Consider the following 24,223-nt stretch of genomic DNA (forward strand, 5'->3'; position numbering starts at 1 on the left):
GCAGGGCTGGGCCAAGTGCACGCTGCCGCTGCGCAACACCGGTTCGGCCGGCACCGCGCCGTACAGCGACGCCGACGTCTACCGGCTGTCGGCCACCGCCTCGGGCAAGGGCTGGTCGACCTGGCTGCCGAACGGCCTCGCCACGGCGAAGGCCGGACAGCAGACGAGCGTGCAGGTGTACGCCAAGCGCGCCTCGGGCGGCGCGCACGTCGGCAAGGTCAAGCTGACCGCCACCTCTGAGAGCGACCCGACCAAGAAGGCGACGACCACCTGCGTGGTCATCGGCTGACGGAGCGGCCCGTGATCTCGCGGCCGATGGTGACATCGGCCGCGAGATCACTCCGCCGGCGTACGAGAAACGGATGACCGGATACGAGAACGACACGGGAACGGGCTTGAGCACCAGGCCGCCTTCGGCACGGCACAATCTCTCCGATGCGGGCCATGGAACGGCGGTAACGGCTGTAACGGCTGTAACGGCTGTAACGGCTGTAACGGCTGTAACGGCTGTATCGGTTCGAATGCATTGCGTAAATGACAGCCGAAACAGCGGAAAGGGAGCCTCTGTGGCACAGATAGCCGATTTAACCCTATCCCATATTGTGACGGCCGGAAAGGCTTGACTTTACCTGGGTGGGAGCTCCAAAATTTCCACGTTTGCGCGATATCGGGGGGTATCTGGCGGTATACGCCGGGGCGTCGCGCCCGCGTGTCGAAAGGACCCTCATGAGGCTCACCCACAAACCGGCCTGGCCGAAAAGGAGGGCGACTTGGCTCGCCCTTCCACTGGCCCTGGTTCTCACCCCCGCGATGCTGGCCTCCAGCGGCTTGGCCTCGCAGTCGAGCGATGTGCCGCCGGAGCGCAAGTCCACGTTCGAGCAGAACGGCGTGGCGCTGATGCGGGTGATCGTGCCCGACCAGGCCGGGATCGACCGGCTGCAGAAGCTCGGGGTCGACCTGGCGGAGTACAGCCGGCCGGCCGGCGACGGTGTGGAGGTGCACGCGGTCCTGAGCCCGCAGGAGTCCGCGGATCTGCGGGCCAAGGGCTTCGACGTCCGTGACGCCATCGCGGACCAGGCCGACGTGGCGCAGTTGCGCCAGGAACGGGGCCGGACGCTCGGCACGCTCGCGAAGCAGGCGCAGGGCGCGGACACGCTGACCCCGATGCGCGCCGAGTGGTTCACCAGCGTGCCCGACAACCAGAAGTTCCTCAGCGTCGAGGTGAAGACCAGCGACACCGCGGCGACCAACATCCTCACAGTCACGTGGGACAGCGGGAAGGGCACCGAGCCCGGGTCGGGCGGCACCGCGACGCTGTCCCGGTTCACCGACGCCGGTCAGTACATGTACCACCGGTTCAACTCACCGCTGCCGCTCAACGTGACGCCCACCAAGGTGCAGATCACCAGCACCAGCGGCGGATCGGTCACCGTCCCGGTGACCAAGTGGCTCGGCGAACCGCGCAAGAAGCCGAGCCCTCACTACGTGTCCGACTTCGTCGACCACTACATGGACCCGACCGAGCTCTACGGGCGGATCGGTTCGCTGGCCCGGCAGTTCCCCAAGCTCACGCAGCTGATCGACCTGCCGAACAAGACCAACGGCTACCGGCGCGCCGCGCAGGCGCAGTTCGGCACCGCGGCGGCGAGCACGCTGTACGCGAGCTCCAAGGCGTACGGCTCGGCGGGCGGCAACGACGTCTCGGTCGCACTGACCGACCCGGGCGCTCCCAGCGCACCGCTCACCGTGCAGGTCAGCGGCAAGGCGGTCGTGGTGAAGCTGGCCACCGACGCCTCCGGCGCGGTCACCAGCACGGCCGCGCAGGTCGTGAGCGCGCTCAACGGCGACGCCGGCGCCGCCGCACTGCTCACCGCGAACACCTACCGAGGCAACGCCGGTGCGGGTGTGGTGGCCGCGGCCCCCGCGACCGCGCTGACCGACAACCTCCGCGCCCCCGGCACCGTGTCGCGCGCCCCCTTCACGATGCAGGCGCTGCGCATCGGCAAGAAGCGCGACGGCTCGAAGCCCGGAGTGTTCCTCTACTGCCAGGAGCACGCCCGCGAGTGGGTCACCCCGCTGACCTGTGTCGAGACCGCCGAGCGCCTGCTGCGCAACTACTCCCGCGACGCGGCCACCCGCAAACTGGTGGACGGCCTCGACATCTTCGTGCTCCCGTCGGTCAACCCCGACGGCGGCCACTACAGCATGTACGACTTCAACATGCAGCGCAGGAACATGACCAACCACTGCGGCCCGGCGGACTCCGACCCCGCCTACCGCAACTCGTGGGGCGTCGACCTGAACCGCAACTTCACGGTGGGCTCGGCGTTCGACGGCTACACCGGTGCGTCGACGACCAACTGCCGCAGCGATACGTTCGCCGGCCCGAGCGAGCTGTCCGAGCCGGAGGCCAAGAACGAGGTCTGGCTCACGCAGAAGTACACCAACATCAAGTTCGCCATGAACACGCACTCCTACGGCGGCTACTTCATGTGGCCTCCGGGGGCGTACAAGACCGCCGGCCGGGAACTGCTGCCCTACGCCGACCTCGGCACCGAGTCGTACTTCTGGGCCGCCTCCGACCACATCCTCAACGCGGTGCAGAAGTGGCGGGGCACGGCGATCTGGCCGGGCCGGACCGGCCCGGTGACCGACGTCCTCTACTCCGCGGCGGGCAACAGCGCGGACGAGCACTGGTACAGCCGGGGCATCATCGGCTGGGACTTCGAGGTCGGCGCCGACCTCTACGACCCGGCGACGGGCCGGTTCAACGCCGTCGGCTTCCAGCCCCCCTTCGCCGAGGGGCACCAGGAGGCCATGGAGTTCGCCAACGGCCAGATCGGGATCCTCGAAGTCGCCCTGGCGTACGCCAAGGACAAGAAGACGCCGAGGTCCAAGCTGTCTGTCACCGGCCGGGACGCCGGCGCCACGAAGTTCACCTTCAGCGTCAATGAGCCGGCGACCATCTACTACACCCTCGACGGCAGCCGGCCGACGCTGAAGTCGCCCAAGCTCGCGATCGCGGGCATGCGCGAGGGACCGGAGACGATCACCGTCGACCGGACGACCGAGGTGAAGTGGTTCTCGGTCGACATCGCGGGGAACGTCGAGAACCGCTACAAGCCCGATGGCAGGCACAACGACTACCGCCGGGAGATCGTGCGGGTGGGCCGCCGATAGCACCTGGGTCCGCACACGGTGGCCGCCGGTCCGCACGGGCCGGCGGCCACCGTGCTCGCCGGGGTCTCGCGAGCCGTCATCGGTCGAGGCGGTCCAGTGCCTCGTCAAGTAGCTCTGCGGGGTGCCAGAACGGCAACCTGATGTGGTGGCCGAATCCGTTGAAGGCCGAGAACGCCGGCCCCGCCGCGAGGCGCACATCGCGCCGCCGCGCGCGCTCGGCCAGGGCGAGCGCGTTCTCGCCGGTATCGACCCACAGGCCCGTGCCCCCGGCCGGAGTGGGCCAGCTCCATCCGGGACGCCGTCGCCGCAGCAGATCCTCGGTACGACCGAGCTTCTCGACGAGTGCCGTGCGGCGCCACTCACGGGCCTGGGCGGTGTGCGACAGCAGGTCGGCGGCGAGCCGCTGGTCGATCACGGCGGCGCCCAGGTCGATGGCCTTCTTGGCCTCGACGAGACGTGCGACCAGGGAGGTGGCTCCACGCAGCCACCCGACACGCAGACCGCCCCAGAGCAGCTTGGAGGTGGTCCCGACGCTCAGGGTGCTCTCGCGCGGGAGCAGGGCCGCGAGCGGCGTGCGCACCCCCAGGTGATCGAGCACGAGATCGGCGGAGGAGGTGTCCTCGACGGTGAGGACGCCATGCCGGGACAGCACGTCCGCGAGCTCGCGGCGGGCGGCCGAGGTGAGGGTGGTTCCGGTGGGATTGTGCCCCGCGGGCTGACAGTAGACGAGCCGCGGGCGGCGGCGGGCGAGGAGGCCGTCGAGCAGATCGAGATCGAGGCCGTGTTCGCGCATCGGGACGGCGAGCAGGCTCGCGCCACCGCCGCGGAAGGCCTCGAGGGCGCCGCGATAGGTGGGGTCCTCCACCACGACCTCGTCGCCGGGATCGACCACGCTGTGCGCGAGCAGCCACACCGCCTGCTGAGAGCCGTTGGTCACGAGGATCTGATCGGGGTCGGTGGGCAGACCGTCACTGGTCTGCTGAGCGGCGATGGCCTCGCGGAGGCGGGGCAGACCGGCCGGATGGTAACCGTCGGTGGCGAGGTCGGAGTCGAGGTCGGTGCCGAGGTCGAGCCTGCTCATCGCGTCGCGCACGAGCGCGAGGCCGGGCAGCGCGCCGCTGGACAGGTCCAGGGTCTCCGGCGTGCGCCCGGTGAAGGACGCGAGCCGGCCGTCCGATGGCGACGATGTGCCGGTCAGCGGGCGCGGGCGACGCAGCCGCGAGCCGGCGCCTCGCCGGGCATGGAGCTGTTCGCGTGCGCCGAGGATGTCGTACGCCTGGGTGACCGTGCCGCGTGAGACTCCCAGCGCAACGGCCAGCACCCGCTGGGACGGAAGCATGGTGCGGTCGGCGAGGATACCGGCGGTGAGCAGAGTGCCGATCGTGTCGGCCAGCGCACAGGGCAGTGCGGCGCCGGACCGCGTCCAATCGCCGAGGAGCCGGGACAGTGTCGCGGCGTCCACGCGACCTCCGCTCGTCACACTCCCATTCTGAGCCCTCGCCGCGTCGTGGGCCAATCGGGCCAAAGTGGCCTGGTGCGATGTCAGGCGGCTGCGGCGATGATGTCGGCGACGGTCCCGCGGACGGATGAGACCCTGCGGACGTACGACCCCACGGCGCTCGAGGGAGCAGAGTCGATGGCGACAGTGGTTCTGGTGGGAACGCTCGACACCAAGGAACAGGAGTACCGCTGGCTTCGTGAGCAACTCGTCGCGGCCGGCTGCGACGTCACCATGGTCGACGTCGGCACGTTCTCGGGCGGTGCGGGGCTCGCCGACGTCTCCTCCTCCGAGGTCGCCGAGGCGGCGGGCGCCGGTGTCGAGGCGCTGCGCGACGCCCGGGACCGTGGTGCGGCGATGGAGGCGATGGCCGCCGGGGCGGCGCGGGTCGTCCGCCGGCTGCACGAGCGCGGTGCGCTGCATGCCGTACTGGCCGTGGGCGGTTCCAGCGGGTCGGCGGTCGCGGCGCGGGCTCTTCAGGCGCTGCCCATCGGGGTGCCCAAACTGCTGGTCTCGACGATGGCCTCCGGCGACGTCGGCCCCTACGTGGGTGAGGCGGACGTCACGATCATGTACTCGGTGGTCGACATCTCCGGACTGAACTCGATCTCCCGCGCCGTCCTGGGCAATGCCGCCGCCGCGGCGGCCGGCATGGCGACACGCTACGAGCGCACGGCGGCCGAGCCGGCATCACCGGACGAGAAGCCGCTGGTCGGCGCCAGCATGTTCGGGGTGACCACCCCGGCGGTCGACGAGGCGCGCGAGCACCTGACCGGGCTCGGCTACGAGGTCATCGTCTTTCACGCCACCGGATCCGGCGGACGTGCCATGGAGGCCCTCGCCGAGTCGGGGATGCTGGCCGGCGTACTCGACCTGACCACCACCGAGCTCGCCGACGATCTGGTGGGCGGTGTGCTGTCGGCGGGGCCGCACCGCCTCGAGGCGGCCGGACGGCGCGGCATCCCGCAGATCGTCAGCGTCGGTGCGCTCGACATGGTCAACTTCGGCCCCCGCGAGTCCGTGCCCGGGGAGTTCGCGGACCGGCTGCTGTACGTGCACAACCCGACGGTGACGCTCATGCGCACCACTCGTGCCGAGATGGCCGCTCTGGGAGCCCGGATCGCGGAGAAGCTCGCGAGGGCCACCGGCCCGGTCGAGGTCTTCCTGCCCACCCGTGGGGTCTCGGCCATCGACGTCGCCGGTGGGCCCTTCGAGGACGCCGACGCCGATGCCGCCTGCTTCCAGGCGATCACCGAGGGCCTGACCGGCAGCGGGGTCGCCGTCCACGAGGTCGACGCCGCGATCAACGATCCCGGCTTCGGGCGCGATGCCGCGCAGGCACTCCACGAGCTCATCACCCGCGCCGACGGCGCCTCCACGCAAGGGAGCTGACATGGACCGCACCACCGCCCTGTCACGTCTGAGGGCCACCGCCGCCGCCGGCCGGCCCATCATCGGCGCCGGCGCGGGCACGGGCCTGTCCGCGAAGGCCGCGGAGGCCGGCGGGGTCGACCTGCTGATCATCTACAACTCCGGCCGGTACCGGATGGCCGGCCGCGGCTCGCTCGCCGGGCTGCTGCCGTACGGCGACGCCAACGCGATCGTCGTCGACATGGCCAGGGAGGTGCTCCCCGTCGTACGCGACACCCCCGTGCTCGCGGGCGTCTGCGGCACCGACCCGTTCCGGCTGATGGGACCGTTCCTCGACGAGCTCGCAGCGATGGGCTTCGCGGGCGTGCAGAACTTCCCCACGGTCGGCCTCTACGACGGGAGGTTCCGGCAGAACCTCGAAGAGACCGGCATGGGATTCGATCTCGAGATCGAGATGATCCGCACGGCTCACGACAAGGGGCTGCTCACCGCCCCTTACGTCTTCGACGCCGAGCAGGCGGCGGCGATGACCGACGCCGGCGCCGACGTCCTCGTGCCGCATGTCGGGCTGACCACCAGCGGCTCGATCGGCGCGACCACCGCACTCGGCCTGGACGACGCCGTGACGGCCGTACAGCGGATGCGTGACGCCGCCGTCGCCGTCGACCCCGGCGTGCTGGTGCTCTGCCACGGCGGCCCCATCGCCGAGCCCGGGGACGCGCAGTACGTCCTGGACCACACCACCGGCATCGCCGGGTTCTTCGGAGCCTCGTCCATGGAGCGGCTGCCCACGGAGCGGGCGATCGCCGATCGAGCCGCCGAGTTCACCGCTCTGCGCGTCTGACCCGGCGCCGCCGTTCCCGAGAACGGCCGCGCCGACCGGTGCAGCCGAATTTCTGGAGATGAGAAGGTAGGCAACCCATGCACCTGCGACCCGAGTCCCTGCCCACGATGGTGTTCGACTGGGGCAGCATCAAGTGGCTCGTCTCACCCCGTCACATCGACGGTGCGAAGAGCACGCTCGGCGAGGTCGTCATCAACCCCGGCCGGGGACACGAACGGCACAGCCACCCGACCGCCGACGAGGTGCTCTACGTCATCGACGGTGCGGGGCGGCAGATGGTGAACGACGAGGAGCCGTTCCCCATCAAGGCCGGCGACGCCGTCCACATCCCTGCCGGCGTCCCGCACTCCACGATGAACGACACCTGGCAGACGCTCCGCCTGATCGTCACCTATACACCCGGCGGCGAGGAGGCCGCGCTCGAGCAGGCACCCGGCTACCGGCTCATCGCACCCGGCTCGGTTCCCGACTGGGTACCGGGCCCCGGCTGACGGGCTACGGCCGCGGAGTGTTCACGTCGTGACCGGACACCGAGAGCAATCCGTCGATCTCCGCGAGCGCCGCGGCCAGCTCGCTGACCGATCCGTTGCCCTGAACGGTCATCCACACCGAGATCGTGCGGGGGTCCCGATCTTCGTCGCGCTGTTCGATGGACAGCTCACCGACGAGGAAGTGACGCTCTGCGCAGAGCGCGAGGACCTGGCGCATCACGCCGCGGCCGTCGAGGTAGACCAGCCGCAGCCGCGACGGCGCGTACTTCGAGTGCGGCAGCCGGGCGACCAGCGGGGTGAGCGCGAACATCACCACGAAATGCCCGGCGGTCACCAGGATGGCCAGCAGCCAGAGCCCGGCGCCGGCGGCCATGCCGACCGCGGCGGTCAACCAGATCACGGCCGCCGTGGTCAGCCCCCGCACCGCATCGCGACGCACGAAGATCAATCCGGCGCCGATGAACCCGATTCCGGACACGATCTGGGCCGCGACACGAGACGGGTCCAGCATGACGCGCTCGGACAACACGTCGGAGAAGCCGTACTTCGACACCAACATGATCAATGCCGCGCCGAAACCGACGAGGGTGTGCGTACGCAGGCCCGCGCTCTTCTGCCGGATCTCCCGTTCCAACCCGATCGCCGCCGACAGCACCAGCGCAAGGGCCAGCTCACCGACCTGCACCCATCCCTGGCCGGCTAATTCCCCTGCCGCCGCCAACGCCACCAGACCAGGCTAGTAGCCCGCCGCATCCATCCGCGCCCCGGCCCCGGCCGCCGCCCATGAAGGTCCCCGAGAGTCGGGTGTGGGTTAAGGAGAGCGCTTTCACCTATGCCGGACACGGCCGAAACCCGCACCGTCGGCTACGGAGCAGATCACCTCGGACACACCCTGGCGTCCGGCCCGATCGGAGGTAAAGATCTTCCTGGAGCGGCAATACAGATGGGAAGGGTTGCCCATGTTGTATGGCAGAGCGACTGAGGAAGCCGAGATCCGACGCCTGCTCGCCGATGCCCGAGCCGGAACCGGCGGAGCCCTCGTCGTCCGCGGCGAGGCCGGTATCGGCAAGACCGCGCTGCTCAACGACCTCGCCGCGACGGCCGGCGACATGTGGATACTGCGAGGCGCCGGGTACGCCTCGGAGACCGAGCAGCCCTTCGCCTTCCTCCATCTGCTGCTGCGGTCGGTGCGCGGCCGGGTCGACGAACTCTCCCGACCCCAGGCGCACGCCCTGCACGCCGTCTTCGACTCCGGCGGGCAGCGGGAAGAGGAACGTTTCAACCTGCGGCTGGCCGTACTGTCCCTGCTGTCCCTGCTGACGGCCGAACGCCCGGTGCTGTGCCTGGTCGACGACGCGCAGTGGCTGGACGCGGCGTCGACGGACACCTTGACGTTCACCGCCCGGCGGCTCGAATCCGAGCGCATCGCACTGGTCGCGGCGGCACGCGACGAGTGCAGGTTCACCGCCGCGGGCCTGCCGGAACTGCGCCTGAGCCGCCTGGATCGCACGGCGACCACCGCCCTCGTCCGGGCGCGGGACGCCCGGCTCTCGCCGCTGACCCGGGAGAAGGTCGTCGCGGAGTCCGGCGGAAATCCCCTGGCCGCCCTCGAACTGGCCGGCTCTCTCACCCCGGCACAGCGGGGCGGCCGGTTCAACCCGTTCGCGTTGCAGGACGGCGGGCTCGTGCCGACCGGACCGGCACTGCAGGACTTCCACGCACGGATCGGCGGGCTCGCCACGTCCGTGCGGACGCTCCTCCTGGTCGCGGCCGCGGACGACACCCAGGATCTCGGCCTGGTCGCGGTGGCGGCCGAGGCGCTCGGTGTCGGACCCGCCGATCTCGGACACGCGGAGCGAGCGGGCCTGCTCGAGGTGGCCGGCCGGGCTCTGCGGTTCACCCACCCGCTGGCCCGGCCGGTCGCCTATCACCGCGCCACGACCACGGAACGAAGGGCCGCGCACCGGGCGCTCGCCGAGGCGACCGGTGACGATCAAATGGAGCTGCGCGCCTGGCAGCTGGCGGCCGCGACCAGGGGCCGGTGCGAGGAGGTCGCCGCCCAACTGGAGGCGGCGGCCGAACGCACGGTGAGCCGCCGGGCGTTCGCGGCCTACGCGCGTGCGGCCGAGCTCACCCCCGATCGAAAGAGCCGGGCCCACCGGCTCGTGGCCGCGGCCCAGGCCGCGAGCGACGCCGGCCTGCTGGATGCGGCCGCCGAACTCGCCGCCCAGGCGGTCTCGCTCACCGGTGATCCACTGGCGCGAGTGCAGCTGGCGCAGGTCAACGCGGAGGTGGAGTGCGAGCGGGGCTCGCCCGAGGTGGCCTGCCGTACGCTCATCGACGGAGCCTGCCTGATCAGGGAAAGAGATCCGGCAAAGGCCGTGTTCATGCTGGTCGGCGCCGTACAACTCGGATCGCATGTCGGTGAGGCCGACCTCTCCAACGAGGCGGCGGACGCGCTGCGCGCCGTCACGCTGCCGGCGGGCTCGGCCCTCGCGGCGCTCGCTCCCGCCGTGTCGGCCGTGGTCTCGTCGAAGTCGGGCGATCCGGCCGACGGCGTACGGGCGATATGCGAACTCGTCAAAGTGGCCCGGGCCTCCGTGCCGGTGAAACAGCGCCGACCTCTGATGGCCGCCCTGGCAGAGCTCACCGCGGCGACCGACGAGGGGTATGCGGATGCGGCCGACCTGGTGGCGGAGCATCGGGAGAAGGGACTGATCGGACGCCTGCCGTGCGCGCTTCACCTCCTCGGGCAGGCGCAGGTGTATCGCGGTCGGCACCGCGAGGCCTGGATGACGATCACCGAGGCGCTCGAGCTGGCGACCGAGATCGGTCAGCTCCATCGCGCGAGCCGGCTGCGATGTCTTCTCGGCTGGCTCGCCGCGGTGAAAGGCGACGACGATGGTTGTGTGAAGCTGGTGAGCGAAGCCGGCGAGTACGCCTTGGCCCGCCGGATCAGGCCGGCCCTGTCTCTGGGCGAGTGGGCGTTGGCCCTCCTCGACCTGGGGCGGGGCCGGCATGAGGCCGCGCTGACCCGACTGGAGAGCGCCGGTTCGGGCGGCTCCCGGATCGGCGCCGCTCGTCGCGCGCCCGACCAGATCGAGGCCGCGGTGCGATGCGGCCGGCCGGACGCGGCGGTGCGCCCGCTCGCCGTGGTCGCCGCCTGGACGGGCCGGAGCCCCTCCCCCATCTCGCCTGCGGTGGCCGAGCGCTGCCGCGCTCTCACCGCCGCCTCGGAAGAGGCCGAGGAGCGCTACCTGCGTGCCGTTCGGCTGCACGAGAAGAGCGATCAACCGTACGAGCGGGCACGTACCGAGCTCACCTACGGCGAATGGCTGCGCCGTGCGCGTCGGCGGGCCGAGGCGCGCCCGTATCTGAGCGCCGCGGCGGACGCCTTCGAACGACTGGGCGCCGGCCCCTGGGCCGCCCGCGCCCGGGCCGAGCTGGTGGCGACCGGAGACACCACTGGAACGATCCGACCCGCACCGCACGGCTGTCTCGACGGGCTGACGCCGCAGCAGCTCCAGGTCGTGATGCTGGCCGCGGCCGGCGCCAGCAACCGGGACATCGCGGCTCAGCTCTTTCTCAGTCCGCGGACGGTCGGCAACCATCTCTACCGAGCCTTCCCCAAGCTGGGCATCAAGACGCGGGCGGAGCTCACCGAACTGGATTTCGGCACATCGAGTTGAGTCATCTGCTCATGCGTTGCTCGACTCCGACTCAATCGACAACACCGCATCATTGCAAGATGAGTAAAGCCGCCGCATGGCCGCGAAGCGGCAAAGCCTTGCTCCGCCGATCAATCATGCCTAGAATTCAATCCAAATGACTTGATGGGTTTATATGAATGGTCGCTTAATGGCGTCAATGCTGCGACGGCATCTCTGTTGCTCAATTCCGGGATCGCCATCGAAGAGCCCGCAGAGTCACCACAGACCCGGGAACGGCACAAGGAGGTCGTATGAGACGCATCAAACGAACGGGTGTCGCCGGCGGTGACGCCTCACGCCTTGGACGGCGGCGCTTCATGGCCGGGGTCGGCGCCGGCGGACTCGCCACGGCCGCCGTCGTGTTCGGCCGCCCAGGCGCGGCACAGGCGGGTGCGCTGCTCTATCCGTACAACTGCTGCAGCCTGTGCTTCGCGCCGTCCATCACGGTGGCCGCCTGCAAGGGCTACAGCGGCCACTACCTCTGGTACTGCGACAACGGGCCGTCCAGGCTCCACTGCCAGTGCTGCGAGACCAAGAGTGGCGGATGCCCCAGCGGAGTGAAGTCCGCCGCCAGCTGCCAGTACGGCTGACGGACGGGCGGCCGTGACTTCATGCTCGCCGTGCCCGCCCACGTTCTCGGTGGCCCGCACCATCGGAAAGGAAGACTGACATGCCGTCAGGGAACGAGCGCGGTCACGCCGTGCTCAGCCAACGAGAAGACGGAACGACGACGGTGGCGGTGTGCACCGCCATCACCAACGGAAAACCCGACAACATCTACGCCAAGTACGTCGGCGTGAACAACGTGCGGCTCGGCCCCGGCATCCGCCTCACCCGCGGCGACTCCTTCCGCTACACCCGCGACACGGTCGTGGTCTCAGCGGACGAGAACGGCGTGGTGCACGTACGCGCGATCGACTCCTCGCGAGGACTCCCACTCGACTGAACACCCGGCCACTGGACCGGACACGGGCCGCTCCGCTGACACGGACCGCTCGGCCGAACGGCGGTGAAGGGGATGAGCGTCTCCGCGCTCATCCCCTTCACCTGTCACGAACGAACCCGTGGAGCGCAGCGCTTCGAACTGAGTCGTCTGCTCAATCCAGGCACGCCGCCGACTCATACGGCGACACCGGGGCATGACAAGATGAGTAAACCTGGCTGATATTTCGGCGGCATCGGAGTCTTGCCCCACCGATCCATCGTGCCTACAATCCATTTTGATGATCACAAAATGGGAGCTCATCGAAAAATCGGAGCTTTCTTTATCCCCCGCTCCCTAACCGGCATGCCTTGTGCAAATTCAAACGCCTCGAAGAGGATGCCTTAATGGGTTTGGATGAATGGTCGCTGATCGGCGTCAATGCGGCGGCAGCGGCTCTGTTGCTCAATTCCGGGATCGCGAAGATCGTTTCACCTGATCCGTTGCGCCGGGCGCTCACCGAGGTGATCTCCGCATTCGAGTCCGCGAACGCGCCGGCTCTGCTCCGAGGGCTCGCGGCCATCGAGATCGCGGCCGCGGTGGCGGTGCTCGTCGGCCCGGCGCGGATGCCGGCGTCCGCCGTGGCATCGCTGCTCGGGGCGGGCTTCGCCCTCTTCGGCGTGCTCGGCCTCCTCCGCGGCGGCGGCGCGCCCTGTGGCTGTTTCGGCGCGTCCGGCCAGGAGCCGCTCGGCTGGACGAACGTCGTCCTCGGCGCCCTGCTCGCCGCCGTCTACCCGGTCAACGCCGCGACCGGCGTCCGGCTGGAGTCGGCCACCGACTACACCGCCGGGGCGTTGCTGCTGGCGTCGATGGCGTCGCTCGTCCTGTGCGTTCACACGCACCGCCGGCTCGTGCGCCGTCATCTCCCGATCGGGCCGCACGGGTCGAAGCCCACGTTGACCGTTGGAAAGGAGGCGCATTGATGCTCGTCGTGTTCGGTTTCGCGCTGCTGGTGCTGGCCGCTGCGATCGTGGTGCTCTTCGCCATGATGGGCGAACTGTCGTCACGTGTACCCGTGCCTGGGGCCGTGCAGCGCGATACGAGCGTGCGACCGGTCGAGGACGCCAAGATCGGTCATGCACCGGAGGTGTGGCCCGCGGATCTGCCGGATCCGGCCGATGCCGTCGTCCTGGTACTCAGCACCGCCTGCGGGTCGTGCAAGGACGTCGCCGGGCAACTGGGCACCGACCCGGCGCACGCCGACTGGCCCGAACTCGCCGTGGTCGTCTCCACGGCGGGCCAGCAGACCGGAGAGGAATTCGTCACCACCCACGGCCTCGATCGATTCCCCCACTACATCGACGAGGGCGGCGAATGGACCTTCGGCGAATTCGGCGTGCAGCTGAGCCCCACCGCACTCGTCCTTCGTTCCGGGCAGTTGACCTCGGCGCATGTCTTCAACGACGTCGCGTCGCTGCGAGATGCCATCGATAAGTCGTCCGAATCGGAACAGATTCGGGAACAGCAGAAGGAGGTCGTATGAGAGGCATCAAGCGTACGGGCGTGGCCGGCGGTGAGAGGGCACGCGTCGGACGGCGGCGCTTCATGGCCGGGGTCGGCGCCAGCGGACTTGCCACGGCCGCCGTGGTGTTCGGCCGCCCAGGCGCGGCGCAGGCAGGCGCTCTGACGTATCCGCTGAACTGCTGCAATCTGTGTTTCGCGCCGTCCATATCGGTGGCCGCCTGCAAGGGCTACAGCGGCCACTACATCTGGCGCTGCAGCAATGGGGCGGGAACGCTCCACTGTGAGTGCTGCGAGACCAAGAGCGGTGGATGCCCCGCGGGCGTGAAGTCCGCCGGCAACTGCTCGTACGGCTGACGGACAGGCGACGGACCGTGACTCGTTGGATCATCATCGGCGCCGTGGGCGCCATCCTGCAGGTGCTCAGCCCTTGAGGCCGATCGATGGCCGGGGTCGCCGGTCCGATGCTCCGCCACAGCCGGCAGAGCGGCATCCGGTTCCTGACCGGGCTCGCCGCCGGCGGAGTCCTGGCAGGGATCATGCTCGCCGTGCCCGCCTACGTTCTCGGCAGCCTCCTGGAGTCCGTCCTCCCTGAAACGGCGAGGCTGTGGCTGGTGGCGGCGGTGTGCGCGGTGTTCGGTGCCGCCGACCTGATGAACCGGACTCCCCATGTCTGGCGTCAGGTACCACAGCACCTTGTGCAGCGGCTGTCGCCGGGGACGCTCGGGGTGACCTGGGGGTTCGATCTGGGCCTGCTGGTCACCACCCAGAAAGTGGTCTCGCTCATCTGGGTGGCCGTGGTCGCGGTGGTGCTCCTCGAGCCCACGGTGGCCGCAGCTCTCCTGGTGGGAGTGGCCGTACTGTCCAACGTGGCGGTCACCGCCTGGAGTATGAGCGCACCGACATCGGATCTTCGGGTGAGCAGAAGGGAGCGCAAGTGGGTGACGGCGACCAGACGAACGTCCGGCGGGACGTTGCTGATCCTGTTCCTCCTCACCGCGGCCCAGGCCGCGCAGTGATGCCCCCGCTGCTCGAGCCGGACCCGGGCCTCGGTCAAGTGGTCATCACCCGATTCGAGTGCGGCACCCTGCCGAAGCTCGTGGCGATGCTCATACTGCACCGGCGGGTGAAGCGGAGCGTGCGGCGGAACGCCCGCGGCCTGATCGGTGTCAGGACGGTCGTCGACAGGCGCCGGCGCACCATGCTCAGCATCTCGCTGTGGCAGGACCTCGACAGCGTCTACTCCATGGGAAACGTCCCCGATCACGTGGCGGCGGCCCGGGTTCCGGGCTCGCTGGGCGTGGGCACCGCCAGCGGGGTCTTCTGCTTCGTCGGGGACTGGCGCCGGGTGATGTTCCACAGCCCTTCGACGCCGCGATCTCCACTCCATCCACTGCCTTCGCGCACCATCGGAAAGGAAGACTGACATGCCGTCAGGGAACGAGCGCGGTCACGCCGTGCTCAGCCAACGAGAAGACGGAACGACGACGGTGGCGGTGTGCACCGCCATCACCAACGGAAAACCCGACAACATCTACGCCAAGTACGTCGGCGTGAACAACGTGCGGCTCGGCCCCGGCATCCGCCTCACCCGCGGCGACTCCTTCCGCTACACCCGCGACACGGTCGTGGTCTCAGCGGACGAGAACGGCGTGGTGCACGTACGCGCGATCGACTCCTCGCGAGGACTCCCACTCGACTGAACACCCGACCGCCGAACCGGACACGGATCATCCCGCTGACACGGATCATTCCACTGCACACGGGCCACTCGGCTGAACAGCGGTGAAGGGGACGAGCGTCTCCACGCTCGCCTCCTTCACCGGTCGCAGCCGCGCCGTCACTGACCGGGGAGGCCTGCCTCGACCGGCGGCGACGTGGTCTGGACGCCGCCCGTGGTGGCACGGCGCTTGACGGCGAAGCAGGCCAGCGCGCCGGCGAACACGACCGCGATCGTGAGGGCCACGGTCGGTCGCATGGCGGTGACGAACCCGTGGACGAAGACATCGCCCGCGATCTGCTTGAACTGGGCCTCCGCCCCCTTGGGCAGATCCGGGGGCAGGTGCCTGGCCACGCTGCTCTGGCCGGTGCCGAGGCCCTCCTTGGCCGCGTTCTTGAACCCGGTGACGAACTCTCCCCGGTAGGGCGCCGGAATCTGTCCCGACTGCTTGGTCGCCTCGTCCTTGAGCGAGCCGGCGAGCCGGTTCTGCAGGACGGCTCCGACCGAGGCGGTGCCGAGGACCGAGCCGATCTGCCGCACGGTGTTGTTGACGCCCGAGGCGGCTCCGGCCAGCCGCGGCTCGACGCCGCGCATCGCCTCGGTGGCCATGGGCGCGAACACACAGCCGATGCCGAGCCCCGACACGACCAGGGCCGGCAGGAAGCTCACCCACGAGGTGGAGACGTCGGCGATGAGGACGATCCACACCAGGCTCAGCCCATAGAGGGTCATCCCGACCATGAGGATGTACTTGCCGCCGAACCGGTCCGACATCCGCCCGGCCACGGGGGCCAGGAACATCGACACCACAGACGAAGGCGCCAGGACCAGGCCCGCCTTGAGCGCGCTGAAGCCCAGCACCGACTGCAGGTAGATGGTCATCGGCAGAAAGAATCCGAGCATCCCGATCGAGGTGATCGCGCCGATCAACGTCATCACCGTGAAGTTACGATCCTTGAACAGGACGAACGGCACGAGCGGCTCCTGGTCCTGACGGGACCGCTGGTGCCACACGAAGGCCAGGAGCAGCACGACGCCGGCCCCCATGAGCCCCCAGATTGCCGCGTTCCATTCGTACCGCTGCCCCTCGGTGAGGCCGAACACGAAGCAGAACAGCGCGGCGGTCGCGATGAGGACACCGCCGATGTCGAACCTGTGCCGCCGCTCGTGCCGGGTGTCGGGGACGATCATGACCGTCAAGACCAGCACCAGCACGCCGATCGGCAGGTTCACGAAGAAGATCCACCGCCAGTCGAGCGTGGTGACGAGCAGGCCGCCCAGCGTGGGCCCGGCGATGGTGGCGACCCCGGCCACGGCTCCCCAGATGCCCAGGGCGGCGCCACGCCGCTCGGCCGGGAAGGTCGCGATGATGATGGTCATCGTCTGCGGCAACAGCATCGCCGCGCCCAGTCCCTGGATGACGCGGGCGGAGATCAGCTCCGCCGGGTTCTGGGATATCCCGCAGAGCAGGCTGGCGACGGTGAAGATCGCGACGCCGGCGATGAACATGGTGCGCGGCCCGCGCAGGTCGCCGAGCCGGCCGGCGGTGATGAGCAGCACGGCGAGGATCAGGACGTAGCCGTTCACCACCCAGAGCACCTCGTCGAGCGAGGCATCGAGCTTTTCGATCATGCTCGGGATCGCGATGTTGACGATAGTCAGGTCCAGCAGGGTCATGAAGAACCCGAGGGACAAGGTGAGCAGGACCGCCCACTGGTTTCCGTGCCATTTCCTCATGAGAGGTCCTCCGTGGGGGACTGACGGGGATCCTTCGCTAGACCTCACCGCCCGGCCACAGCCGCGCGGCCACGACCGCCCCGGCCTGCGATGCCCTCGCGAAGGCTACAAGGGACCCTTCGCGGGCAACGTACGGGGTCCACCACCGAGGGCGTCCACGCAGAGCGTCGCGAACCGGCCGACGCCCGGCAGCAGGAGCAGCCACCCGGCCAGCGCCCAGCCGAGATGGATGTGGGTGAGCACGTGCGCGAAGGCCGCCACCCCTTCGGCCCGGAAGCCGTCGTGTCGTTCGTACGTCATCCGCCGCAGGCCGCGGGGATGCCCTTCGGCGGCGACCACGCGCAGCGCCACGGGCGCGTGCCGGACGATCCACTCCCCCACCTGGCCGCACATCCCGCAGGTCGTGGCGACGTAGACCGACGCGGCGGGCGCGGCGGGCATGGCGGGGCGCAGGCGCGGCAGCCAGGGCCGCACGCCCGCGATGAGGGAGAGGATCAGTTCGGAGCGCTCGCTCGCATCCGCGCCTGGCGGCAGACCCACCAGGTCCCGCCCGACGTGCCGTTCGGTGCCGGCGCGGATGAGCGGCGCGACGATCCGCGTCGACGGCGGGACCATCCGATCCGTGCATTAGTCCACTCCTGCACAACTGGCCCACAGGCGATCAGGGCAGGATGGAGTCGATGTAACCTCCGTCCACCCGCAGGGCGCCCCCGGTGGTCGCCGAGGCGTACTCGGAGCTCAGGTAGACGACCATGTTGGCGATCTCGGCCGGCTCGATGAGGCGGCGCACGAGCGAGTTCGGCCGGTGCTCGGCCATGAACCGTGCCTGCGCCTCGTCCCACGGCACGTCCGCGCCCACGAGTTCGGCGACGAACTCCTCGACGCCCTCGGTATGGGTAGGCCCGGCGATCACCGTGTTCACGGTGACGCCGGTGCCCGCGACGGCCTTGGCGTAGCCGCGGGACACCGCGAGCAGTGCCGTCTTGGTCATGCCGTAGTGCACCATCTCGACCGGGGTGACCACGGCGGAGTCGCTGGCGATGAACTGCACGCGCCCCCAGCCGCGCTCGGTCATGCCGGGAAGGTAGTGACGTGCCAGTCGGATGCCCGAAAGCACGTTGACCTCGAAGTAGCGCCGCCACTCATCATCCTCGATCTCCAGCACCGGCTGGGGCCCGAAGATGCCGAGGTTGTTGATCAGTACATCGACGTCCGGCAGCCGCTCGAACAGCACCGACGCTCCCTCGGCGGTCGACACGTCCGCGGCCACGCCCGTGAACGTCGCGCCCGGAATATCTCGTTCCAGCTCGCCCACCGTCGCCGTCACGCGCTCGGCGTCCCGGCCGTTGATCACGACGGCGCAGCCGGCGCGGGCCAGGCCCTCGGCAATGGCCCGGCCGATCCCCCTGGTGGATCCACTGACGAAGGCGATCCGGCCGCTCAGATCGATGTTCATGGGAACCTTCCTTACCCACGACGCGGAAACGACTCCCGGACCGGCCCATGAGTTCCAAAAGATCGCTGCAGAGGACGAAGCTCGCAAACTATGGCATCTCTGGCTGTACGGTAGGACCCACCCGGCCCTCACCCCGGTGACCAGCGAGCAGGCGAGTCTCCTGTGCGTCTGCGACGAGCAGGAGTCTCTACGCTCCGCGTCTCCTCCGCCGGGCGTTCTGCACACTGAAGACACCTGGAGACCTTCGTGGCGAGATTCACCCCACGAGCCCTGTCGATCACTGCGATCACCGCCATGGCGGGCCTGCTCATACCGCTGTCCCCCGCCCAGGCCCAGAGCGGTTTCACGCCCGGTGCGCCCGGCGCCGGCGACCCGTACTTCCCCGACATGGGGAACGGCGGCTACGACGCCCAGCACTACAGTCTCGCGCTCACGTACGACGCCGGCACCAAGGCGATCGACGCCAACGCGAAGATCCGCGCCCGTGCCACCCAGAACCTGTCCCGCTTCGACCTCGACTTCCTCGGGCCGCTGAAGGTCAGCTCAGTGAGGGTGAACGGGCGCAAGGCGTCCTACCAGCGGACCGGCGCGCAGGAGCTCGTCATCACCCCGTCGAGCGGGCTGCGCCGGGGACGGACGTTCACCGTCGACGTCGCCTACTCGGGCGTACCTCAGAACGTCGACGACGACGCGCTCGGCGTCTCGGGCTGGGTCGCCACGCACGACGGCGCGGTCGCGGTGTCACAGCCGTTCGGCTCGGCGACCTGGTTCCCCGTCAACGACACGACCGCCGACAAGGCGACGTACGACTTCACGATCACGGTGCCGAAGGGCCTGAAGGCTCTGGCCAACGGCGAGCCGGCCGGCACGCGAACCCACGGGTCGTCCACGACCTACCGCTGGGTCAACGGGCAGCCCACCGCGAGCGAACTCGTGATGCTCGCCATTGGAAAGTTCGACGTCAAGGACACCCGCACCGCGAGCGGCCTGCGCAACATCACCGCCGTCGACCCGGCGGCGATCCTGCCCGCGAACCAGGCCACGGCCGGTGACGCCTTCAACAAGGCCACCGCCGACGCCATCGAATGGGAGCAGAAGCTGTACGGCCGCTACCCGTTCTCCTCCGTCGGCGGCATCACCGTGCTCGCGCCGAACGTCGGCTACTCCCTGGAGACCCAGTCCCGGCCCGTGTACGCGCGCAGCCGGGCCGGCACGGTGCCCAGCGCGACCCTCATCGCCCATGAGCTCGGCCACCAGTGGTTCGGTGACTCCGTCACTCCGGCCCAGTGGAAGCACATCTGGCTCAACGAGGGCTTCGCCACCTACACCGAGTGGCTCTACACCGAGCAGCACGGCGGCGAGACCGCGCAGCAGCACTTCGACGAGGCCTACGGCTCCGCGGACACCGACTGGACCGGCAAGGTGGCCGACCCCGGACGCGACCACATCTATGACGACCTCGTCTACACGCGTGGTGCGATGACCATCCACCAGGTCCGCAAGGCCATCGGGGACAAGGCGTTCTTCAAGCTGATCAAGGCTTGGCCGGCGGCGCAGCGCCACGGCTACAGCACGACGGCGGAGTTCACCGCCTTCACCGAGCACCTCAGCCACAAGAACCTGGACACGCTGTTCAAGAACTGGCTCTACACCGAGGGCAAGCCCTCCGTCTGAGTCCAGCACGCGACGCGACAGACCCCGGACCGTGTCGGCCGGGGTCTGTCGCGTCGCCGGCGGTGCCGCGGCCTTCCGCGCCGCGCACGGTGGGGAAACCGTGCGCGGCACGAACGTGAGTCAGGCCGACACGAGCCCGTGCGGGTCGAGCACGAACTTCTGCGCGACACCGCTGTCGAACTCGGCGTAGCCGCGCGGGGCCTCGTCCAAGCCGATCACGGTGGCGTTGACGGCCTTGGCGATCTGGACGCGGTCGTGCAGGATCGCGTTCATCAGGCCGCGGTGATACCGCATCACCGGGCACTGCCCTGTCGTGAACGAGTGCGACTTAGCCCAGCCGAGGCCGATCCGGATGGACAACGATCCGACCTTGGCGGCGTCGTCGACCGCGCCGGGGTCACCGGTCACGTAGAGCCCGGGGATGCCGAGTCTGCCGGCCGCCCGGGTGATCTCCATGATCGAGTTGAGCACGGTGGCCGGTGCCTCGTCGGCATCGGCTCCGTGCCCACGGGCCTCGAACCCGACGGCGTCGACCGCGGCGTCCACCTCGGGCACCCCGAGGATCTGCTCGATCTGCTCGGGGAGCGTCGCCGTCTCGGTGAGGTCGACGGTCTCGCAGCCGAAACTGCGCGCCTGCTCCAGCCGGGCCTTGTTCAGGTCTCCGACGATGACGACCGAGGCGCCGAGGAACTGGGCGGAGTGCGCGGCCGCGAGCCCGACGGGGCCCGCTCCGGCCACGTACACCGTGGATCCCGAGGTGACGCCCGCGGTCACCGCGCCGTGATAGCCGGTCGGGAAGATGTCCGAGAGCATCGTCAGGTCGCGGATCTTCTCCAACGCCTGGTCCCGGTCGGGGAACTTCAGCAGGTTCCAGTCCGCGTACGGGACCATCACGTACTCGGCCTGCCCGCCGACCCAGCCGCCCATGTCGACATAGCCGTAGGCCGAGCCCGGCCGGTCGGGGTTGACGTTGAGGCAGACGCCCGTGTGCCCCTCCTTGCACATGCGGCAGCGGCCACAGGCGATGTTGAACGGCACCGAGCAGAGGTCGCCCCGTTTGATGAACTCGACGTCGCGGCCCACCTCGACCACCTCACCGGTGATCTCGTGGCCGAGCACCAGCCCGGACGGCGCGGTCGTGCGGCCGCGGACCATGTGCTGGTCGGAGCCACAGATATTGGTCGCCACGACCTTGAGGATCACGCCGTGCTCGCATTTGCGACCCACGTTGGCCGGGTTGACCCCGGGGCCGTCCTTGAGCACCAGTTCCGGGTAGTCGATGGTCTGCACCTCGACTTCGCCCGGGCGGACATATGCCACTGCCTTGTTACCGGCCACGTCGCTGTCTCCTGTCTCGTGGGTGGGGTGGCGTAAGCCATCAGAGGACGCCCGCGATGACCGCGGGCCAACGTAACGGGGCCTTGTTCCGCGAGTGCCCGCAGCCGGGAGACGTGAGCGGTCGCCGGTGCCCGCGCAGGACGGCGCGATGGAGGTCGGCACTCCACTGGGCGCTGCCGTCCCTGCCGCTGTCGTCCCTGGCTCTGGCGTCGGTGTCGGTGTCGTACATGGATCCCTGCGTCCCGACGGACTCCAAATCCTGCGCTACGGCGGATCGCAAGTCTCAGTCGCGGTCGAGGAAAGGGGCGTCTGACGACGCCCTCGGCTCGGCGACCGCCGTCGCTCGAGCACGGTGTATCCGTGGCGAGCCTGGTCGGCGAGGTGGTGCCGGCACGGCCGAGGCAGCCGTCCGCGACAGAGGCGTCATGTACGACGGATCCCGCCGATACGCCATCGGGAAGCGGGCGGCCGATGCCGCCCCAGATCTTCCCGCAATGCGTTGACCTGGGGATTTATCAGGATCGGCTATGCCGAAGCATACGCTTCCATGGCATTGCCGACTACCCCCCGTTGCCGAAGGGATGCGTCCGGAGCCCGGCGGCAGAGCCGGGTAAAGACCGGTTACCGGGCGCCTTCGCGGCTTCCGGGTTCGCCGCCGAGAGCCCGTTCGTCACCTCGGACGATCGTCCCGTCGTCGCTGCGGAGGTGGACGAACGCGGCGAAGCCGGCCTTCTCGAGCCGGGTCAGCTGTGCGCCGAACTTCCCGCTGCGGCGAATGGTCTCGACCGCCCGGCCTTCCTTCCGCATGTCCCGTGCGACGGCGACCATGTCGACCACGGGCACGTCGTTGTCCACCAGAAGTACCACCGTGTCGCGGTGGAGGTCGCTTTCCAGCAGGTCCACGATGCGCTCGAAGCCGATGGAGAAGCCGCAGGCGGGTACGTCGCGGCCCAGCGAGCGGCCGATGAGCCTGTCGTACCGGCCGCCCCCGGCGATGGACCCCCGCATGTCCGGGTGGCCGACCTCGAAGATCTGCCCGGTGTAGTAACCCATTCCGCGCACGAGCGAAGGGTCGAACTGCCAGTTCAGCGACCGCTCCGACGCGAGCCGGTGCAGGCAGTCGATCGTGACGGACAGTTCCTCGATCGCCTCGGGCGCCATTCCGGGCATGGTGTCGGCCAGCGCGTCCGCCACCTTCGCCGGCGGAAGCCCCTGCAAGCCGGCGATCTTCTCGGTGACGGTGGTGATGCGGTTCGCCGGCAGCCCCAGCCCGGTGAGCTCCCGGCCGACCCCCTCCCAGCCGATCTTGTCGAGCTTGTCGAGGATGACGAAGAACCCGTCCCGGTTCGGCTCGGGCACACCCGCGTCGTCGGCGAGCGCGGTCAGGAACCGCCGGTCCGACAGCCGTACGGTCATCTTCTCGAAGCCGACCGTCGCCAGGGCCTCGGTGGTCGCCTCGATCAGCTCGACCTCGGCGAGGACGCTCGCTTCGCCGATCATGTCGATGTCGCACTGGTAGAACTGCCGGTAGCGGCCCTTCTGCGGCCTTTCGGCGCGCCAGACCGGCCCGACCTGCAGGGAGCGGAACGGAGAGGGAAGCGACGCCTGGTTGTTGCCGTAGAACCGGGTGAGCGGAACCGTCAGGTCATAGCGCAGGCCGAGGTCGACCAGGTCGCGTATCTCGGTGCCGGCTTCGAGCCGGCCGGGAAGCCCCCGGCGGAGTACCTGGAAGATGAGCTTCTCGTTCTCGCCGCCCTGGCCGCCCTGCAGGCGGCCGATGTCCTCGAGAGCCGGCGTTTCGATGCGCTGGTATCCGAACCGCCGATAGACCCGTGTGATCGACTCCAGCACGTGGTCACGTACCGCGACGTCGGCGGGAAGAAGGTCCCGGTTGCCACGGGCCGGACTGTTGTCCATCTTCACGAGGTTGATTCCTTGCGGATCGAATGGCTTCTGCGGGCCGGTCCCGGTGAGGCGGGCCACGGCACACTACGGGTCAGTGATCTTGCTCGCGCGGCTGGGGCTGGGCCCCGCCGGTCCGATGGTACGGGGTGGGCGCACAACGCCAGGTCAGCAGCCTCGTGGACGCGCCGAGCGGGTCAACGATGTCGTCGCAGCGCCACGTGCGCACGGCGGAGGGGCCTCTCGGTCACCGTGAACAAGGGTGGCCTCCTCGGCGGGCTTCGGGCGCGGACAGACGATCTGAACTGCTCGGATCTGCGAGGACGAGCACCTCGGACCTCGCCCTCAGCATACTGGTGATCACCTCGTCAAGGGTCTTCATTATCCCGTCGCGCCGGCCCGGGCAAGGCGTTCGCCGCCCTCGGCCGAGGGTGGCCGGATGCTCGGATCGCCGGCCGAGCCATCTCCCGCCCCAGCCGGAAATCATCTAGTTTGTGACTCAGCTCACCAAATAGATCGTTCCCACCGATGGGTAGAGCGTTACGGCACATATTGTTCGTCGTCTGTCTGCTGTCGGTGTCGGTCATCGCGGCGTCTGCCTCGCGCGCCGCCGCACTGCAGCAGCGCACCTATGCCTACGGCAGTCATGCCCGCCAGGCGCTGGACGCCTACTGGTCCGCCCCCGCCCAGGGCGCCCAGCCGGGCATCGTGATCGTGCACGGCGGCTACTGGAACGCCGGGCGGAAGAGTGACTGGAAGGCCACCGCGCAGTGGTACGCGGGTCAGGGGTTCGCGGTGTTCGCCGTCGACCACCGTTACAACACCGACGCGGCCTGGCCGGCCCCCCGTGACGACGTCA

Annotated in this window: 22 protein-coding genes and 2 pseudogenes; 16 read left to right on the forward strand and 8 right to left on the reverse strand. The window is 69.4% G+C overall.

All coding sequences use genetic code 11. The annotated features are described in order from the left end of the window. A pseudogene (locus HKK72_RS22865) lies at positions 1-289 on the forward strand (peptidase M6); the annotation flags it as partial. A 437-nt stretch (positions 290-726) separates the two neighbouring features. Then, entirely contained in the window at positions 727-3,180 is a 2,454-nt protein-coding gene (locus HKK72_RS22870; protein WP_187236460.1) for a M14 family zinc carboxypeptidase, read from the forward strand. A gap of 76 nt (positions 3,181-3,256) precedes the next feature. Here HKK72_RS22870 and HKK72_RS22875 read toward each other — a convergent pair whose 3' ends face one another. Continuing rightward, positions 3,257-4,642, reverse strand: a complete 1,386-nt coding sequence (locus HKK72_RS22875; protein WP_187236461.1) for a PLP-dependent aminotransferase family protein — start codon at positions 4,640-4,642, stop codon at positions 3,257-3,259. 174 nt (positions 4,643-4,816) lie between these two features. On the opposite strand from HKK72_RS22875, the gene HKK72_RS22880 reads away from it, so the two are divergent. The 3 genes from HKK72_RS22880 to HKK72_RS22890 all read left to right on the forward strand — a co-directional run bounded on the left by HKK72_RS22880 (position 4,817) and on the right by HKK72_RS22890 (position 7,384). Next, positions 4,817-6,070, forward strand: a complete 1,254-nt coding sequence (locus HKK72_RS22880; protein WP_187236462.1) for a Tm-1-like ATP-binding domain-containing protein — start codon at positions 4,817-4,819, stop codon at positions 6,068-6,070. A 1-nt stretch (position 6,071) separates the two neighbouring features. Next, entirely contained in the window at positions 6,072-6,893 is an 822-nt protein-coding gene (locus HKK72_RS22885) for a phosphoenolpyruvate hydrolase family protein (RefSeq protein ID WP_187236463.1), read from the forward strand. A gap of 77 nt (positions 6,894-6,970) precedes the next feature. Continuing rightward, on the forward strand, positions 6,971-7,384 hold the full coding sequence (locus HKK72_RS22890; RefSeq protein ID WP_187236464.1) for a cupin domain-containing protein: 414 nt from the start codon (positions 6,971-6,973) through the stop codon (positions 7,382-7,384). 4 nt (positions 7,385-7,388) lie between these two features. Here HKK72_RS22890 and HKK72_RS22895 read toward each other — a convergent pair whose 3' ends face one another. Beyond that, positions 7,389-8,111 carry an MgtC/SapB family protein gene (locus tag HKK72_RS22895; protein WP_410050333.1) on the reverse strand — a complete coding sequence of 241 codons (723 nt, stop codon included), beginning with the start codon at positions 8,109-8,111 and terminating at the stop codon, positions 7,389-7,391. Positions 8,112-8,343: 232 nt separating this feature from the next. Between HKK72_RS22895 and HKK72_RS22900 the strand changes: the two genes are divergently transcribed. The 9 genes from HKK72_RS22900 to HKK72_RS22940 all read left to right on the forward strand — a co-directional run bounded on the left by HKK72_RS22900 (position 8,344) and on the right by HKK72_RS22940 (position 15,240). Beyond that, positions 8,344-11,073, forward strand: a complete 2,730-nt coding sequence (locus tag HKK72_RS22900; RefSeq protein WP_187236465.1) for a helix-turn-helix transcriptional regulator — start codon at positions 8,344-8,346, stop codon at positions 11,071-11,073. 272 nt (positions 11,074-11,345) lie between these two features. Continuing rightward, positions 11,346-11,684 carry a hypothetical protein gene (locus HKK72_RS22905; protein WP_187236466.1) on the forward strand — a complete coding sequence of 113 codons (339 nt, stop codon included), beginning with the start codon at positions 11,346-11,348 and terminating at the stop codon, positions 11,682-11,684. Positions 11,685-11,764: 80 nt separating this feature from the next. Further along, a complete protein-coding gene (locus tag HKK72_RS22910; RefSeq protein ID WP_187236467.1) occupies positions 11,765-12,040 on the forward strand; it encodes a hypothetical protein in 276 nt (91 codons plus the stop codon). Positions 12,041-12,423: 383 nt separating this feature from the next. Next, a complete protein-coding gene (locus HKK72_RS22915; protein ID WP_187236468.1) occupies positions 12,424-12,999 on the forward strand; it encodes a MauE/DoxX family redox-associated membrane protein in 576 nt (191 codons plus the stop codon). Continuing rightward, the gene (locus HKK72_RS22920) at positions 12,999-13,559 is read left to right on the forward strand and encodes a hypothetical protein (RefSeq protein WP_187236469.1); all 561 of its coding nucleotides are present in this window, start codon (positions 12,999-13,001) and stop codon (positions 13,557-13,559) included. The genes HKK72_RS22915 and HKK72_RS22920 overlap by 1 nt, the downstream gene beginning before the upstream one ends. Continuing rightward, the gene (locus tag HKK72_RS22925) at positions 13,556-13,894 is read left to right on the forward strand and encodes a hypothetical protein (RefSeq protein WP_187236470.1); all 339 of its coding nucleotides are present in this window, start codon (positions 13,556-13,558) and stop codon (positions 13,892-13,894) included. The genes HKK72_RS22920 and HKK72_RS22925 overlap by 4 nt, the downstream gene beginning before the upstream one ends. 86 nt (positions 13,895-13,980) lie before the next feature. Then, positions 13,981-14,556, forward strand: a complete 576-nt coding sequence (locus HKK72_RS22930; RefSeq protein ID WP_187236471.1) for a hypothetical protein — start codon at positions 13,981-13,983, stop codon at positions 14,554-14,556. Further along, entirely contained in the window at positions 14,556-14,963 is a 408-nt protein-coding gene (locus HKK72_RS22935; protein ID WP_187236472.1) for a hypothetical protein, read from the forward strand. Before HKK72_RS22930 ends, HKK72_RS22935 begins: the two co-directional genes overlap by 1 nt. A 1-nt stretch (position 14,964) precedes the next feature. After that, positions 14,965-15,240, forward strand: coding sequence for a hypothetical protein (locus HKK72_RS22940; RefSeq protein WP_187236467.1), 276 nt, complete (start codon positions 14,965-14,967; stop codon positions 15,238-15,240). Positions 15,241-15,377: 137 nt separating this feature from the next. Here HKK72_RS22940 and HKK72_RS22945 read toward each other — a convergent pair whose 3' ends face one another. The 3 genes from HKK72_RS22945 to HKK72_RS22955 all read right to left on the reverse strand — a co-directional run bounded on the left by HKK72_RS22945 (position 15,378) and on the right by HKK72_RS22955 (position 18,450). Then, positions 15,378-16,994, reverse strand: coding sequence for a DHA2 family efflux MFS transporter permease subunit (locus HKK72_RS22945; protein WP_187236473.1), 1,617 nt, complete (start codon positions 16,992-16,994; stop codon positions 15,378-15,380). A 105-nt stretch (positions 16,995-17,099) separates the two neighbouring features. Then, positions 17,100-17,609 (reverse strand): hypothetical protein, encoded by a 510-nt coding sequence (locus tag HKK72_RS22950; protein ID WP_187236474.1) that lies wholly within the window; start codon positions 17,607-17,609, stop codon positions 17,100-17,102. 46 nt (positions 17,610-17,655) lie between these two features. Next, entirely contained in the window at positions 17,656-18,450 is a 795-nt protein-coding gene (locus HKK72_RS22955; RefSeq protein ID WP_187236475.1) for an SDR family NAD(P)-dependent oxidoreductase, read from the reverse strand. A gap of 246 nt (positions 18,451-18,696) precedes the next feature. Here HKK72_RS22955 and HKK72_RS22960 point away from each other — a divergent pair, with 246 nt between their 5' ends. Further along, complete coding sequence (locus HKK72_RS22960; protein WP_315987395.1) at positions 18,697-20,124, forward strand: M1 family metallopeptidase; 1,428 nt, start codon at positions 18,697-18,699, stop codon at positions 20,122-20,124. 120 nt (positions 20,125-20,244) lie between these two features. Here HKK72_RS22960 and fdhA read toward each other — a convergent pair whose 3' ends face one another. From fdhA to hisS, 3 genes are all read right to left on the reverse strand, one after another. Next, positions 20,245-21,462 (reverse strand): formaldehyde dehydrogenase, glutathione-independent, encoded by a 1,218-nt coding sequence (fdhA, locus tag HKK72_RS22965; RefSeq protein ID WP_187236476.1) that lies wholly within the window; start codon positions 21,460-21,462, stop codon positions 20,245-20,247. Between the two features lie 40 nt (positions 21,463-21,502). Then, on the reverse strand, positions 21,503-21,691 hold the full coding sequence (locus HKK72_RS22970) for a hypothetical protein (RefSeq protein WP_187236477.1): 189 nt from the start codon (positions 21,689-21,691) through the stop codon (positions 21,503-21,505). Positions 21,692-22,083: 392 nt separating this feature from the next. Then, the gene (gene hisS, locus HKK72_RS22975) at positions 22,084-23,379 is read right to left on the reverse strand and encodes a histidine--tRNA ligase (protein WP_222721026.1); all 1,296 of its coding nucleotides are present in this window, start codon (positions 23,377-23,379) and stop codon (positions 22,084-22,086) included. Between the two features lie 513 nt (positions 23,380-23,892). Here hisS and HKK72_RS22980 point away from each other — a divergent pair. Then, a pseudogene (locus HKK72_RS22980) lies at positions 23,893-24,223 on the forward strand (hypothetical protein); the annotation flags it as partial.

Origin of the sequence: Actinomadura sp. HBU206391 (assembly GCF_014323665.1) — a bacterium.
In the GTDB taxonomy this organism is placed as follows: domain Bacteria; phylum Actinomycetota; class Actinomycetes; order Streptosporangiales; family Streptosporangiaceae; genus Actinomadura_C.

Bases quoted from the DNA above. Each gene is read 5' to 3' on its own strand.
- HKK72_RS22955 (WP_187236475.1), bottom strand. From the start codon at position 18,450: ATGAACATCGATCTGAGCGGCCGGATCGCCTTCGTCAGTGGATCCACC.
- HKK72_RS22920 (WP_187236469.1), top strand. From the start codon at position 12,999: ATGCTCGTCGTGTTCGGTTTCGCGCTGCTGGTGCTGGCCGCTGCGATC.
- HKK72_RS22870 (WP_187236460.1), top strand. From the start codon at position 727: ATGAGGCTCACCCACAAACCGGCCTGGCCGAAAAGGAGGGCGACTTGG.
- HKK72_RS22970 (WP_187236477.1), bottom strand. From the start codon at position 21,691: ATGTACGACACCGACACCGACGCCAGAGCCAGGGACGACAGCGGCAGG.
- HKK72_RS22885 (WP_187236463.1), top strand. From the start codon at position 6,072: ATGGACCGCACCACCGCCCTGTCACGTCTGAGGGCCACCGCCGCCGCC.
- hisS (WP_222721026.1), bottom strand. From the start codon at position 23,379: ATGGACAACAGTCCGGCCCGTGGCAACCGGGACCTTCTTCCCGCCGAC.
- HKK72_RS22925 (WP_187236470.1), top strand. From the start codon at position 13,556: ATGAGAGGCATCAAGCGTACGGGCGTGGCCGGCGGTGAGAGGGCACGC.
- HKK72_RS22950 (WP_187236474.1), bottom strand. From the start codon at position 17,609: ATGGTCCCGCCGTCGACGCGGATCGTCGCGCCGCTCATCCGCGCCGGC.
- HKK72_RS22935 (WP_187236472.1), top strand. From the start codon at position 14,556: ATGCCCCCGCTGCTCGAGCCGGACCCGGGCCTCGGTCAAGTGGTCATC.
- HKK72_RS22905 (WP_187236466.1), top strand. From the start codon at position 11,346: ATGAGACGCATCAAACGAACGGGTGTCGCCGGCGGTGACGCCTCACGC.
- HKK72_RS22890 (WP_187236464.1), top strand. From the start codon at position 6,971: ATGCACCTGCGACCCGAGTCCCTGCCCACGATGGTGTTCGACTGGGGC.
- HKK72_RS22930 (WP_187236471.1), top strand. From the start codon at position 13,981: ATGGCCGGGGTCGCCGGTCCGATGCTCCGCCACAGCCGGCAGAGCGGC.
- HKK72_RS22880 (WP_187236462.1), top strand. From the start codon at position 4,817: ATGGCGACAGTGGTTCTGGTGGGAACGCTCGACACCAAGGAACAGGAG.
- HKK72_RS22910 (WP_187236467.1), top strand. From the start codon at position 11,765: ATGCCGTCAGGGAACGAGCGCGGTCACGCCGTGCTCAGCCAACGAGAA.
- HKK72_RS22915 (WP_187236468.1), top strand. From the start codon at position 12,424: ATGGGTTTGGATGAATGGTCGCTGATCGGCGTCAATGCGGCGGCAGCG.
- HKK72_RS22945 (WP_187236473.1), bottom strand. From the start codon at position 16,994: ATGAGGAAATGGCACGGAAACCAGTGGGCGGTCCTGCTCACCTTGTCC.
- HKK72_RS22940 (WP_187236467.1), top strand. From the start codon at position 14,965: ATGCCGTCAGGGAACGAGCGCGGTCACGCCGTGCTCAGCCAACGAGAA.
- HKK72_RS22900 (WP_187236465.1), top strand. From the start codon at position 8,344: ATGTTGTATGGCAGAGCGACTGAGGAAGCCGAGATCCGACGCCTGCTC.